Source organism: Pseudonocardia sp. 2-7 (assembly GCF_056341085.1).
In genome coordinates, this window is the sequence record NZ_CP094507.1 from 3,605,486 (window position 1) to 3,618,634 (window position 13,149).

At 76.9% G+C, this 13,149-nt stretch carries 14 protein-coding genes and 1 pseudogene; 6 read left to right on the plus strand and 9 right to left on the minus strand.

The window, feature by feature from the left end; translation table 11 throughout:
- Window positions 1-14 precede the first annotated feature (14 nt).
- On the plus strand, window positions 15-485 hold the full coding sequence (locus tag MTO91_RS17325; protein WP_100878075.1) for a hypothetical protein: 471 nt from the start codon (window positions 15-17) through the stop codon (window positions 483-485).
- Here MTO91_RS17325 and MTO91_RS17330 read toward each other — a convergent pair.
- Window positions 461-856 carry a YkvA family protein gene (locus MTO91_RS17330; RefSeq protein ID WP_073574195.1) on the minus strand — a complete coding sequence of 132 codons (396 nt, stop codon included), beginning with the start codon at window positions 854-856 and terminating at the stop codon, window positions 461-463. The two genes, MTO91_RS17325 and MTO91_RS17330, sit on opposite strands and share 25 nt — an antisense overlap.
- 77 nt (window positions 857-933) lie before the next feature.
- Window positions 934-1,377 carry a CBS domain-containing protein gene (locus MTO91_RS17335; RefSeq protein ID WP_073574196.1) on the minus strand — a complete coding sequence of 148 codons (444 nt, stop codon included), beginning with the start codon at window positions 1,375-1,377 and terminating at the stop codon, window positions 934-936.
- A gap of 118 nt (window positions 1,378-1,495) precedes the next feature.
- Between MTO91_RS17335 and MTO91_RS17340 the strand changes: the two genes are divergently transcribed.
- Together MTO91_RS17340 and MTO91_RS17345 are read left to right on the plus strand one after the other, a co-directional pair.
- Window positions 1,496-1,960 carry a MarR family transcriptional regulator gene (locus MTO91_RS17340; protein ID WP_476651901.1) on the plus strand — a complete coding sequence of 155 codons (465 nt, stop codon included), beginning with the start codon at window positions 1,496-1,498 and terminating at the stop codon, window positions 1,958-1,960.
- 11 nt (window positions 1,961-1,971) lie between these two features.
- Window positions 1,972-2,526 (plus strand): NADAR family protein, encoded by a 555-nt coding sequence (locus MTO91_RS17345; protein ID WP_073574197.1) that lies wholly within the window; start codon window positions 1,972-1,974, stop codon window positions 2,524-2,526.
- Between the two features lie 16 nt (window positions 2,527-2,542).
- On the opposite strand, the gene MTO91_RS17350 is transcribed toward MTO91_RS17345, so the two are convergent.
- A complete protein-coding gene (locus MTO91_RS17350) occupies window positions 2,543-2,893 on the minus strand; it encodes a hypothetical protein (RefSeq protein WP_073574198.1) in 351 nt (116 codons plus the stop codon).
- A 290-nt stretch (window positions 2,894-3,183) separates the two neighbouring features.
- Here MTO91_RS17350 and MTO91_RS17355 point away from each other — a divergent pair, with 290 nt between their 5' ends.
- Entirely contained in the window at window positions 3,184-3,882 is a 699-nt protein-coding gene (locus MTO91_RS17355) for a PadR family transcriptional regulator (protein WP_100880540.1), read from the plus strand.
- 169 nt (window positions 3,883-4,051) lie between these two features.
- On the opposite strand, the gene MTO91_RS17360 is transcribed toward MTO91_RS17355, so the two are convergent.
- Window positions 4,052-5,350 (minus strand): MFS transporter, encoded by a 1,299-nt coding sequence (locus MTO91_RS17360; RefSeq protein WP_476651904.1) that lies wholly within the window; start codon window positions 5,348-5,350, stop codon window positions 4,052-4,054.
- 219 nt (window positions 5,351-5,569) lie between these two features.
- Between MTO91_RS17360 and MTO91_RS17365 the strand changes: the two are divergent.
- A pseudogene (locus MTO91_RS17365) lies at window positions 5,570-6,214 on the plus strand (PAC2 family protein); the annotation flags it as partial.
- A 276-nt stretch (window positions 6,215-6,490) separates the two neighbouring features.
- On the opposite strand, the gene MTO91_RS17370 reads toward MTO91_RS17365, so the two are convergent.
- The 5 genes from MTO91_RS17370 to amiA form a co-directional block, all read right to left on the minus strand.
- A complete protein-coding gene (locus tag MTO91_RS17370) occupies window positions 6,491-7,663 on the minus strand; it encodes a nitroreductase family protein (protein ID WP_476654990.1) in 1,173 nt (390 codons plus the stop codon).
- Complete coding sequence (locus MTO91_RS17375) at window positions 7,660-9,021, minus strand: YcaO-like family protein (RefSeq protein WP_476651906.1); 1,362 nt, start codon at window positions 9,019-9,021, stop codon at window positions 7,660-7,662. Before MTO91_RS17375 ends, MTO91_RS17370 begins: the two co-directional genes overlap by 4 nt.
- Window positions 9,018-10,613 carry a CocE/NonD family hydrolase gene (locus MTO91_RS17380; RefSeq protein WP_476651908.1) on the minus strand — a complete coding sequence of 532 codons (1,596 nt, stop codon included), beginning with the start codon at window positions 10,611-10,613 and terminating at the stop codon, window positions 9,018-9,020. Before MTO91_RS17380 ends, MTO91_RS17375 begins: the two co-directional genes overlap by 4 nt.
- A complete protein-coding gene (locus MTO91_RS17385) occupies window positions 10,610-11,446 on the minus strand; it encodes a hypothetical protein (protein ID WP_476651910.1) in 837 nt (278 codons plus the stop codon). The genes MTO91_RS17380 and MTO91_RS17385 overlap by 4 nt, the downstream gene beginning before the upstream one ends.
- A 100-nt stretch (window positions 11,447-11,546) precedes the next feature.
- Window positions 11,547-11,666: a streptamidine family RiPP gene (gene amiA / locus MTO91_RS17390; RefSeq protein WP_345652532.1), complete on the minus strand. Its 120-nt coding sequence runs from the start codon at window positions 11,664-11,666 to the stop codon at window positions 11,547-11,549.
- Window positions 11,667-11,826: 160 nt separating this feature from the next.
- On the opposite strand from amiA, the gene MTO91_RS17395 reads away from it, so the two are divergent.
- A complete protein-coding gene (locus tag MTO91_RS17395) occupies window positions 11,827-13,068 on the plus strand; it encodes an MFS transporter (protein ID WP_476651911.1) in 1,242 nt (413 codons plus the stop codon).
- Window positions 13,069-13,149 lie beyond the last annotated feature (81 nt).

Here is a 13,149-nt window from a genome sequence, read left to right on the forward strand (position 1 = left end):
GTGGAGGATCGGGGATGACGGCTGTACGGCGGCCAGGACTGCTCGTCCCGGCGGCACTGGCCCTGCTCCTGGTGGCGGGCTGCGGCAGCTCGCTGGCGACCCAGCCGGGTTCGTCGTCCCGCACGGTCGTCACGACCCAGAACCGCCCGTCCAGCCCTTTCTGCGACGCCGTCGAGGCGAGCCGCACCGCCACCCAGCCGTTCAGCGGGGTGGGCATCGGCCGCTCGATCTCCGATGTCGGCGAGGTCACCGCGAACGTCCGGCAGGCCAACCAGCAGGTCACCTCGCTCGCACCGCAGGAGATCCGCGCGGACTTCGAGCGGGTGGACCAGCTCGTCGAGCGTCAGCTCGACCTGCTGGAGGCCAACGGCGGGGACACCCTCGCCGTCGCCCGTGACCCGGAGATCGCGCAGGACCGGGCGGACCCGGACTACCAGGCCGCGTCGCAGCGGATCCGGGACTACGTGCGGTCGACCTGCGCCTGACCGTCGACGACGACCGGTGCGGTCCGCCGCCACCCCAGGTAGCGGTCGGCCTCGACCAGCAGGGCCCCGCCCAGCCACATCGCGACGACCGCGTCGTCGCCGAGGCCGAACACGGTCAGGAACGCCTCGGGCACCAGGTCGACCGGCGACACCAGGTAGGCCAGGGCCATCAGGAACAGCGCGACCCGGCCCTTGCCGAGGTGCGGGTAGGTGCCGCGCCAGGCGTCGCCGGCCATGGCGGGCAGCGCCCGGAACCGTTCGACGGGTCCGGGCTCGCCGGGGCGGCCGCGACGGGTGAGGGCACGGAAGAGTGTCGCGAACGCGGCCGTGCGGCCGGCGCGGCGACCTGCGGTGGCACTCGCTGCAGTCATGTCCGGTCCAACGCACGGCACACCCCGGTCGTTCCCGGCGAAACGGTCACGTCACACCGGGGACGACCGGGGCGGGGTCAGTGCGAGGCGAGGTAGATGTCGCGCAGCACCCCGGCCTCGGTGCTCATCTCGGCCAGCCGCTGCTTGACGACGTCACCGATGCTGATCATCCCGACGAGCCGTCCGTCGTCGACGACGGGCAGGTGGCGGTGACGCCAGCGGTTCATCAGACCCATGGCCTCGGTGAGCGAGTCCTCCGGCGAACAGGTCACGACGTGCCGGGTCATGACGTCGGCGACGGTGAGATCCAGCAGGCCCGCGCCGTCGGTGGCGAGCCGGCGCACGATGTCGCGTTCGGAGACGATGCCGTCGACGCGTTCGCGACGGCCGTCGTCGGAGACGACGAGCGCGCCGATCGCCGGCGGACCGGCGAGCCGGGTCGCGGCCTCGGCGATGGTGTTCCACGACAACGCGGTGTGCACCGTGTCGCCCTTGATCCGCAGGATGTCCGACACCTTCATGGAACTCTCCCTTCGACGTCCCTATTGTTGCGCTTGCGCAGTAGTTGTGCAATGGCAAAGATTGATCGACGCATCGGTCAGCGCGGAGTAAAGATCGCCGGTGAGGGAGGTGGACGGGATGACCGACGCACACGGCCGAGATCGGGATCCCCCGGACGGCGCGACGGTGAAGGCGGGCCTGGCGCTCGCGCGCGCGTTCACCGGCATCAGCGTGCGCGCGGTGGCGGCGGCCGGGGACGCCGTGACCGTGCCCCAGCTGCGGGTCCTCATGCTGATCGCGGACGCGGGGCGCACCAACGTCACCGCGGTCGGTCGTGAACTCGACGTCCACCCGTCGAACGCCACCCGGGTGCTCGTGCGTCTCGGGCGGGCCGGCCTGGTCGAACGCCGCCCCGACCCGGACGACCGGCGGCACCTGCTCGTCGAGCTCACCCCGGCCGGACGGGAGCTGATCCGCGAGGTCGACGCCCACCGTCGCGCCGCGGTCGCCGACCTGCTGGGCCGGGTCCCGCCCGAGCGACGAGTGGGCGCGGCCGACCTGCTGTCCGCGCTGGCCGACGCGGCCGCCCCGCCGACGCCCTAGGATCGGAGGGCGTGAGCGAGGACGCCCCGACCGACGTCGCATCCCTGCGGGCCGCCGTCGCGGCGGGGGCGCGCCCGCGGTTCGTCCCGTTCTGGGGTTCCGAGCCCGCCCCGGGCGACGTGCACGTGCTGAGCCAGTGGCATCCGTCGCCGTTCGTCGTCGACGGGGTCCGCTACGCCACCGCCGAGCACTGGATGATGGCGGCCAAGGCCCGTACCTTCGGCGACGACGACGCGCTGGACCGCGTCCTGTCCGACGACGACCCGGACACCGCCAAGCGGGCCGGGCGCGAGGTCCGGGGCTTCGACTCGCAGGTGTGGGCCGCGCGCCGGGTCGAGGTCGTCGTCGAGGGCAACCGGGCGAAGTTCCGCTCCGCCGAGCGGCTCACCGCGGCCCTGCTGGGCACCGGCGACGCGGTGCTCGTCGAGGCCTCCCCCGTCGACCGGATCTGGGGCATCGGCCTGGCCGCCGACGACCCCGACCTCGGCGCGCCGGACCGCTGGCCCGGCCGGAACCTGCTGGGCTTCGCCCTGATGCGGGTGCGCGCCGGGCTCGGGAGCCACTGACCCCGACCGGCCCGGGTCAGACCGCCCCGGGGTACCGGGAGCGGCGCGGACGGCGGGCACGGCGCGCCACCAGCACCGCCCCCACCCCGGTCGCGACGGCGCCGCCGACGTAGGGCACGGCGGCCCGGGCGATCTCCCCCGCCCGTCCGACGAGCGCCGCACGGCGCGCCGCGAGACCCGCGCCGAGCCGGTCCAGGCTCGCCCGCAGCTCGCGCGCGGCGTCGACGACCTGGTCGTCGCGGCCGTCGGACCGCGCGGAGAGCCGGTCCCGCAGCTGCGCCGCGGAGACATCGCTGAGGTCGACCTCCTCGGCCGTGTCCTCCGGTACCTCGCCGGCCCGGCCGGCCCCTGCGTCGTGACGCCCCACGACTCCCCCTCACATCCGGCGGACCGCCCGCCGGCCCGCCGGGACAGTGAACCCGCCACGGGCCGCTCCGCGCACCCTCAGGACATTCTCAGGCCATCACCGTTGCAACGTAGAGCAGTCGCGATATATCGTGATGGCACACGAGCCGATCGACAAGGAGGCTCACGACGAGAGGACCACACGTCATGACCACGCGCGACATGTTCCGGAGCCCCTTCGGGCCCCGCATCCACCGACACCCCCGGGGCCACCGCGGCGCCGGGTTCCCCTGCGGCCCGGAGGAGGCAGCCATGCACGACACCCCCGACGTCCACGGCGACGACCGTGACGACCCCCGCGACGAGGGCGGACCCGGCCACCGCCACGGTCGCGCCCACCGCCGCGGACGCGGGCCCGGCGGCCGGGCCTTCGGTCCCGGCCGCGGGTTCGGCCCCGGAGGCCCGTTCGGTCCCGGAGGCTTCGGCCCGGGCGGGTTCGGTCCCGGCGGGTTCGGCCCGGGCGGGTTCGGCCCCGGCGGGCCCCGCGGCCGGCGCGGCAAGCGTGCCCGCGGCGACGTGCGCACCGCGGTGCTCGCGGTCGTCGCCGACGGCCCGCGGCACGGCTACGAGATCATCCAGGAGATCACCGGCCGCTCCGGTGGGCAGTGGAAGCCGAGCCCCGGCTCGGTGTACCCGATGCTGTCCCAGCTGGAGGACGAGGGCCTGGTCCGGTCCGAGCAGACCGAGGGCCGTCGGGTCGTCCACCTGACCGAGGAGGGCACCCGGCACGTCGAGGAGCACCGCGCCGAGCTCGACGCGGTGTGGGCGCCCTTCGCCGAGGACGCCGAGGCCGCCGAGTCGGACCCGGCGACCGGCCTGGTCACCGAGCTCGGCCGGCTCGCCGCCGCCGCGCGGCAGGTCGCCGAGGCCGGCTCCGAGGCGCAGGTGGCGTCGGCGACCGAGGCGCTGACCGAGGCCCGCAAGGCGCTGTACCGGCTGCTGGCCGAGTGAGGCTCGCCGAGCGAGCAGACGACACCGGGTGAGGCCCGCCGAAACGAGCGGGCTACACCGAGTGAGACTTGCCGAGCGAGCAGGCGACACCGGGTGAGGCCCGCCGGACGGGCAGACCGCTCCGTGTGCGACGGGGGCGGGACCGCGATGGTCCCGCCCCCGTCGTCGTCTACCGGGCCTGTCGCCGGCGCCGGTTGCGGCGCAGCGCCTCCCGCAGCGGCGGGACGACGGTGCCCTCGGCGGCCATCACCCGGCGGGCCTTGCGCCGCGCGAGGACGACCGCGACGGCGGTGAGCGCCCAGATCGGGAACTGCACGAGCCAGGCCAGCCGGAACGCCTCGGGGGTGTAGCCGCCCGACACGCTGAGCACGAGCCCGACCAGGAGTGTGGTGGTGAGCGAGGCGGTGAACCCGCCGACGTTGACGATCCCGACGGCGGTGCCGCGCCGGTGCGCGGGGTTGAAGGTGCGGGCGTAGTCGAAGCCGACGGCGGAGCAGGGGCCGTTCGCGGCGAGCACCACCACGAGCAGCACGAGCAGCCACAGCGGCGCGGGCGGCGGGACGAGCAGCACGACCGTCCACACGAGCGCGGTCGCGCCGATGACCGACAGGACGAGCCAGGAGCGGCGCAGCGGGTGGCGGGCGGTGAACTCGCCGAACACCGGGCCGACGACGGCGCCGGCGAGGACGAGCACGGTCAGCATCACGGAGGCGCCGGTGGGCGTCATCCCCTGCCCGGCGACGAGGTAGGGCACGCCCCACAGCAGCGCGAACACCAGGCCGGAGAACTGGGTGCCGGCGTGCGACCAGAGCCCGAGGCGGGTGCCCGGGTGCGCCCAGGCGCCCGTGAGCCCGTCGACGACCTCGCGGGGGCTGCTCGCCGGGGCCGGGGCCGGGCTGCCGGGCGGGCGGTCGCGGAACACGGCGAGCACCGCGACCGCGGCGACGACGCCGATCCCGGCGGCGGACAGGAACGCGGCCGTCCAGCCGTAGGCGTGCAGGACGGTGGCGAGCGGGATCGCGGAGAGCACCTGGCCGAACTGGCCGAGCAGCGCCGTGATCTGCGTCATCAGCGGGACCCGGCGCGGCGCGAACCAGGTGGACAGCACCGACAGCACCGAGATGAAGGTCAGGGCGTCGCCGACGCCGACGAGCACGCGGGCGGCGATGGCCAGCGGCAGCGAGGTGGCGAGTGCGACGAGCACCTGCGCCGCGGTCATGGTGACGGCGCCGGCGAGGACCATGGTGCGGGCGCCGAACCGGTCGAGCAGCAGCCCGACCGGCACCTGGAGGGCGGCGTAGACCAGCAGCTGCAGGACGAGGAACCCGGCGAGCACGGTCGGGGACGCACCGAACCGCTCCGCCGCCTCCAGCCCGGAGACGCCGAACGAGCTGCGTTGCAGCACCGCCACGACGTAGGCGAACAGACCGGCGGACCAGACGAGGTAAGCGCGACGTGACGTGTGCATGACGAACGACCATTCTGGTCCATCCCGGGCGGGCGGGGTGTACCGGCGGGGCCGTGTCACACGGGGTCGGTGGTCACACCGCGCCCGGGCAGGCCGACGCGGGCTCCGGATAGGGTCGCGGTGCACGCCACGACTCGGAGGACGCCGGTGCTCGATCCCGCTCAGCTGTACCAGGTCGATCCGGCCGCGCCGGCGCTCGACGAGCCGGTCCTGATCGTCGTGCTGGACGGTTTCGTCGACGCCGGCAACGCGGGTGCGCTCGCGGTCGGCGCGCTGACCGACGAACGCGAGGCGGTCCGGGTGGCCCGGTTCGACGTCGACCAGCTCGTGGACTACCGGTCGCGACGCCCGCCACTGCGGTTCGAGACCGACCGCTGGGCCGACTACGACCCGCCGGAGCTCGACGTCGTCGCGCTGACCGACACCGGGGACACGCAGTACCTGCTGCTCGCCGGTCCGGAGCCGGACATGCAGTGGGAGCGGTTCGTCGCCGCGGTCGGGCTGCTGGTCGAGCAGCTCGGGATCCGGCTGGTGATCACGTTGCAGGGCATCCCGATGGCCGTGCCGCACACGCGTCCGATCGGAGTGACCGCGCACGGCACCCGCCCGGAGCTGGTGGAGGGCCACACCCCGTGGTTCGCGACCGCCGACGTCCCGGGCAGTGCCGCGGCGTTGCTGGAGTACCGCCTCGGGCAGGCCGGGCAGGACGTCGTGGGCTACGCCGTGCACGTGCCGCACTACCTGTCGCGCTCGGCGTACCCGCAGGCCGCACGGGTGCTGCTGGACCACGCGGGGCTGTCGGCGGGGCTCTACCTGCCGACCGAGACGCTGACCCGCGCCGCCGAACAGGCCGAGTCCGAGATCGCCGAGCAGATGGCGGCGTCGGAGGAGGTCGGGCAGGTCGTCTCGGCGCTGGAGGAGCAGTACGACCAGGTCGTCGCGGCCCGGGAGTCCGGTGACCTGCGGGACGGCCTGGAGGGCGGCGAGCTGCCCAGCGGCGACGAGCTGGCCGCGGAGTTCGAGCGTTTCCTCGCCGGCGGTGGGGACGACAAGCCGGGCGGGAAGTCCGGCGACGAGCCGCCGCACGAGCCGCCCGCCCCCCGCTGCCGCCCGCGACCTGACCGGTACTCCCCCGGCGGGTCAGCCGCCGAGCGCGAGGGCGTGCTGCACCCGGCCCCGGCCGCCGGGTCCGTGCAGCACCGCCTCGACCCAGCAGCCGACCGGCCGGGCCCTGAGCCCGGCCGCGGTGGCCGTCAGCCAGGCGTCGTGGACGGCGAGGCCGGTCCGCACGTGCTGGGCGACGGTGTCCGGGCCCGGGTCGACGTCCCCGGTGACGACGAGCAGCCCGCCGACACCGGTGAGGTCGGGCAGGCCGCAGGCCCGCCGGGTCAGCGCCGCCGCGAGCGGGTGGCCCGCGTCGAGCAGGGCCGCGTGCTGTCCCGCGCCGAGGCGGGTCCGGGCGACCCGGTCGAGCCCGGGGTCGGCGACCGGTGGACACAGGCTCGCGAACGGCGCCGAGCGGCGTGCGCGGAGCACGGCCGCCGGGTGCGGGTCCGCGCTGGCACCGAGCGCGACGGCGCCTTCGGGACCGGGTCCGGTCGTGAGCACGACGCGGGAGCGGTCGCCGTCGGGGACGAGGTGGGCCGTACGGGGTCGTCGCAGCGTCGCCGCGGCGGCGAGGACGGCGGCGGCCGCGTGGCCGAGGTCGAGCAGCAGCACCGGCAGCGAGCGGGGGCCGTAGCGCCACGCGGTCCGCTCCGGGGCGAGGTGGAGGACGACGTCCGGGTGGTCGTCGTGGTCGTCGTGGTCCGGGTCGGACAGGGCCGGGACGGCGGCGCCGGGCCGGGCGTGGCTGCCGGGTCCGGTTGCGCCGGGCCGGGCGGGTTCCCGGGCGGGCCCGCCGTCGAGGGCGTGGGCGAGCGGGTCGTAGACGCGACCGGCGTCGCGGCCGTCCGTGGTCGGGTCGTGGACGCAGGCGTCGACCGGGTAGCGGCCGCCCGCCGACGGCACCCGGCGCAGCCGCACCCCGCCGACCACCCGGTCCGGGTCGGCGGCCAGCGACAGCGCCAGCAGTGCACCGGTCCCGGTGCCGTCGCGGGTCAGGGGCACCGGCCGGGCCGCCGTGGTCGCCTCGGCGGGGCGGGTGGTGTGGTCGGTGGGGCCCGGGTCGGCGCCGGACCAGGCGAGCCGGAACGCCGCGGCGGTCCGGGCCTCCTCGGCGCCGCCGGACCGGTCCCGCTGCGGGTCCGGTCCGGGCCCCGGTGCGGCGTGGCCCGGGCACGGTGCGGCCCTGCCCGGGGGCGGGACCGTCACAGGAACGGCGGCGGGCAGTGCACGAGCCCGTCGGGACCGGCGGCCGGGTCGAGGCCGAGCCCGTGGGCGCGGGCGGTGTCGCGCCAGCGGGGCAGCCCCCAGTACCGGAACGCGGCGGGCGCGTTGGGGACGAGACCGGTGGCGCAGGTGCGGACCACCCGCCAGGGGGTCTCGGCGACGTCGGGAGTGGTGAGGTCCACGCGGGCGATGCGGTGCCCGTCGGCGAGCAGCGCGGCGGTCAGCGACGCGAGGTCCCCGGCCGGTCCGGTGCGCAGCGGGCCGCGGGTCGCGGGCGCGGTGAACCGGGGCAGATGCTCCTCCTGCACGCGCGGGTCGAGCCACACCTGCACCTGGGCGCCGAGGTCGCGCACGGCGGCGTAGCGCCCGCCGGCGTCGTCGCGGTAGCGGCGGTCGGCGCGGTGGTCGAGGTAGAGGCCGCGGGCGAGGACACCGGCGTCGATCGAGGCGTACACCCAGCCGTCGGGGTCGAGCAGTCCGCGGGTGAACACCCAGGTGTGGACGGCCTCCAGCACCGCCTTGGTGGCGGCCTCGGCGGCGTCGAAACGGGCGGCGCCGCCCCCGGCGACGATCCCGGTCTCCGGGTCGACGACGACGGCACCGACCACGGCCGCCGGGTACTCGGTGGGCAGCTCGACGAGGTGGACGTCGAACGCGGCCCCGGCCAGCGCGGCGTCGAGCCCGGGGACCGAGGCCCGGTCGATGCCGTGGGAGGGCAGACCGAGGTGCCACCAGCGTTCCAGCGCGTCGCGTTCGACGAGCTCGAGCAGGCCGCGCCGGTGGGCGTCGACGGCGCCGTCGCCGGTGGCGATGCCGGCGTAGTTGAGGTGGTGGAAGCGGGGTTCGGCGCGACGGGCCCCGCTGTGGTGGTTGAGCAGCGCCCAGGAGGCGGGCAGCCAGGTCGGCTCCTCGTCGGCCTCGACGCCGGCGATCCAGCGGATCGGCAGGTCCTCGGTGAAGCGCTGGTAGGGACGGCCGTCCTGCCAGTGCGCGAGCAGCGGCAGCTCCTCGGGCCCCCAGCACCGGTGTCCCGCGGCGCGCAGCTCCGCGGCCGTGGTGAGCGGCAGGTCGCGCGGGACGCGGTTGCCGCAGTAGCGCTCGACCGCCTCGCCGAGTGCGGCGGTGCGGGCGCCGTCGCGGTCGCCGAAGGTGGTGCCGAGGCTGACCCGGTCCGCGGGCCAGGCGCCGAGCCGGCGCGCGTCGGACACCTCGGCGGTGACGGCGGTGTAGGCGGCGGGCAGCCCCGGTACGAGGGCGACGTCGACCAACCGGCGGACGATCCCGCCCAGCGGGTCGACCAGCGCCTCCACCGGCAGTACGGGAACGGTCGGTGCCGTCACAGGGTGACCTCCTCGGGGATGGCGGCCGCGGCGACCTCGTCGCGGCCGGGTCGGACGTGTGGCAGGTCCAGGCGCAGCGCGTGCACGGTGCGGTGGTCGACGCGCAGGTCGGTCGCGTGCGCCGGGTCCTGTCCGGTGTGCGGGTTGCGGGCGTGTGCGGGCCAGTGGTGCCCGGCGATCTCGACGCGCAGCCGGTCGCCCTCGCCCACGGCGGCGCCGACCGGCGGGGTGGTGACGACGACCTGCCGCGACGCCGGGCCGCGGTGCCGGTGCACGGCGGTGACGAGGTCGTGGCCGCGCAGTCCGACCCGGACGACCCAGTCGGCGTCCGGGGCGTCGGTCTCGCCGGTGACGGTGACGACCAGGGGCCCGGCGAGCACCCCCGCCGGCAGGGGCGGGGTGTGGGCGACGACCCGGTCGGCGGGGCGGCCCGCGGCGGCCGACTCGGTGGTCGCGCTGGTGGTTGCGGCGGTGGTCGCGCTGGTGGTTGCGGCGGTCGCCCCGGTGCTGGTGGCAGGGGTCGCCGCAGGGGGCGTAGCAGCGGGAGCGGCGCCGTCGGTCGACGCGAGAGCCGGCGTGGGTGCGCCGGGCACGCGGGACCGGACGGGCCGCTCGGGGTCGGCGACGAAGCCGGTGGGGAACCCGTCCGGCGGCGCCGCGGCGACCGTGACTGCCGGCCCGTCCCCGGCCCGCACCCAGCGCCCCGTCTCCCCCACCGCCACGAGTGCCCCGCGCCCCCGCGGCCGGCCCTGCACCGCGGCGCGGGCCCAGGCGGCGTAGACCGCGCCGATCCGCCGCCCGGCCAGGACCGCGCCGGGTGCGGGGGCGTCGAGCTCGTGCCCCCACGGCCCCAGGACGAGTCTCGACGGTCCGCCCCAGCGCCGGGCGAGCTCCCGGGTCCGGGCGGCGAACGGGTCCGCGGTGCCCCCGACGGCGAGCAGCGGCATCGCGGCCCGCGCGATCCCCGACCACAGCCACGGGGTCTCCTCGGGTGCGTCCCACAGGTCGGCCCACCCGTCCGGGGCGGGTGTCAGTGCGCCGGAGACCGGCAGGGTCGCGGCCGCCGACGGGGCGGCGGGACGCGCGCCCGCACCGTGCTCGGACCACCAGCCGATCCGGCAGGCCAGCCGGGCGGCACCGCCGGGTTCGCGGGCGGTCTCGCCGGGCCCGAGCGCCGGGACCGCGGCGAGCACCCCGCACACGTCGGGATCGGCGAGGGCACCGGCGACCGCGCAGTGCGCCCCGTAGCTGGCGCCCGCCAGCACGACCCGGCCGTCGCAGCCGGGGGTCGCGCGCAGCGCGGCGAGCGCGGCGGCGCCGTCGTCGGTCTCGTGGGCGTAGGGCCGGAACTCCCCCGTCGAGCCGCCGCGCCCCCGGACGTCGACGACGAGGCAGCCGAACCCGTGCGCGGCCCAGCCGCGGGCCTCGGGCAGCAGCCGCCCGCGGCCGTAGGGGGTGCGGATGAGCACCGCGGGCCAGGTCGGGGCGGCGGGGCGGACGAGGGTGGCGGCGAGCCGGGCCCCGTCGGGCGCGGTCAGGTCGAGGTCGACGGTGCCCTGGGCTGACGGGCCGGGCCGGGCGGGGTCGGTCACGGCGCGCTGTCGGGGACCGGCAGGAGTGGGTGGTCGGCGATGGCGGCGGTGTCGAGGTCGACCACCCGCAGACGGCGCCGGGCCGGCAGGGCGGACGGGACGAGGTCACCGACCGCCGGGACGTCGTGGCCGGCGGCCCAGGCGCGCACGTCGGCGGCGAGCAGCGCGGCCAGCAGGGCGTGGTCGCCGGGCCCGGTCGGGGCGGCCGGGGCGGCCTCCCAGTACGCGAGCAGGTGCGGGTGCCCGGATCCGGCCGCGGCGAGGCGGCGGGCGCGGACGTCGGCGTGCCCGGCGTCGCCGGGGTGTACGGCGGGAGGTTCCAGGATCCCGTGCCGGCCCTCGACGGCGAGCCGGAACACGGCCGTCCCGCGGTCGGGCAGCCGGTCCAGCGCGGTCCAGGAGGCGGGTGCCGGCCCGTCGGCGACGACGCAGACCGCGGTCGGCGGCGTGGACGCATCCGCGCCCCCCGTGGCGTCGACGCCGGTCGCCGGGCGCGTGGGGTCCGGGCGGGCCGGGACGGCCGCGAGCTCTCCGACCGTCCCGCGCAGCACCCGCACGGTGGGCCCGGCGAGCGCGGCGGCGACGGCGTCGGCCAGCGCGCCGTCACCGGCGACGGTCACGGTGGCCGTCCGGGCCGGGCGGGTGTCGTCGAGGTACCCGGCCGCGGCGAACGCGCCGCGCTCCGGGTCGAGTCCCGGCGGAGGTGTGGGGTCGGCGCCGTCGAACCAGCGGGTCAGCGCCTCGACCGTGCCGCGGGGCAGCTCGACCCCACGCAACCGGCCGGAGGCCTCCCGCAGCGCCGAGCCCCGCCCGGGGACCTCGAACACGCTCACGCCCGGTCGCAGTCGTTCCACTGGCACTCCCTGGTCCGTCGGTCGGTCACGGCAGACCGCGGGCCCGGCACCGTCACCGGTGCCGGGCCCGCGGCGGGTGTCATTCCTGCTCGGCGGCCTGCTCGGTCGCGAACGGGTTCTCGACGAGGGCGTTGGAGTGGCTCGCGGAGTTGTGCGGCAGGGCGCGCTCGGCCTCGAGCTCGGTGAAGACGTCCTTCATCGTTTTCTCCTCCAGTGGGTGACATCGTCCGGTTCCGGACCACTCCATCGTGGTCACAAACGACATCGATTTTCAACAGTGGTCAACGTCTCGTGGCACCACTATTGGTGATGACTGTCGTTTCACACTATGGTTCGCGCATCCCCGACGGAAGGACCCCGTGAGCGAGACGGCCCCGACCGCCCCCGAGCAGGAACGCAACGACCTGCGCCGCTACCTCGCCGCCCGGGTCGTCTCGGTCGCCGGCTCCCTGGTCGCCGCGGTCGCCCTGCCCGTGCTCGTCTACCGGCTGACCGGCTCGCCCGCGTGGACGGCGGCGATCGCGACCGCGGAGGCACTCCCCTACCTGCTGTTCGGGCTGGTCGCGGGAGCGCTGGCCGACCGTGTCGACCGCAGGCGGCTCATGGTCGGCGTCGACCTGGCGTGCGGCGCGGTGCTCGCGGGGATCCCGCTCGCCTGGTGGGCCGGGGTACTCACCCCGTGGCAGGTGCTCGGCACGGCGGTCGCGGTGCAGACCGGTTTCGTCTTCTTCGACGCCGCGAACTTCGGCGCCCTGCCCACGCTGGTCGGGCCCGACCGGATCACCGCGGCGTTCTCCACCCTCTACGGCGCGACGACCGTCGTCGAGCTGGTCGTGCCGCCGCTCGCCGGGCTGGCCGTCGCGACCCTGGCCCCGGCCGGGCTGCTGTCGGTCACCGCGCTCACCGCGGTCGCGTCGGCTCTGCTGATCCGGTCGGTCGCCGGGAGCCTGTCCCCCGGGCCCGGCACCCGCGCGCCGACCCGGATCCTCGCCGACGTGCGCGAAGGCCTGGCACTGCTCATGGGCCATCCGGTGGTCCGCACGCTGACGCTGGTCGGCACCACCCAGGCCGTCGCGGGCGGTGCCTGGCTCGCGATGACCGTGCCGTGGGCGGACCGGGTGCTCGGCATCCGCGCCGACGACGACGCCCGGCTCGGCCTCCTGTTCGCCTGCTGGGGTGTGGGCGGGCTGGCCGCGGCCCGGCTGGTCCCGCGGCTGTCGGAGCGCTGGGGCGGGGCGCGGCTCGCGCTGGCCGGGCTGCCGGTGTCGCTGGCCTGCGCGGTCGCGGTGGTGTCGGCGACGCACTGGGTCCCCGCACTCCTCGCCGCGACGGCGTTCGGGACGGCGTACTCGACGGTCGTGCTCAACGCCGTCACCTACCGGCTGCAGGTCACGCCCGAGCACGCCCGCGCCCGGGTCTCGACGACCGCACGGATGCTGTCCTGGGGCCTCGGCACCCCCGCCGGGGCGGCCCTGGCCGGCGTCGTGGCGACGACACCGGCAGGCCCGCGCGGCGGTCTGGCGGCCGGGGCCGCGGTGCTGGCCGCCGGGGTCGCGCTGGCGTGGCTCACCCCGCCGCTGCGCCGGGCCGCCCGCGGGTAGGGCCCGTCGCGGGTCCCGCGAGATGCACGTTTCCGCCCCGGAGAGGGCCGGAACGTGCATCTCGATCGTCGGCCGGCCGCC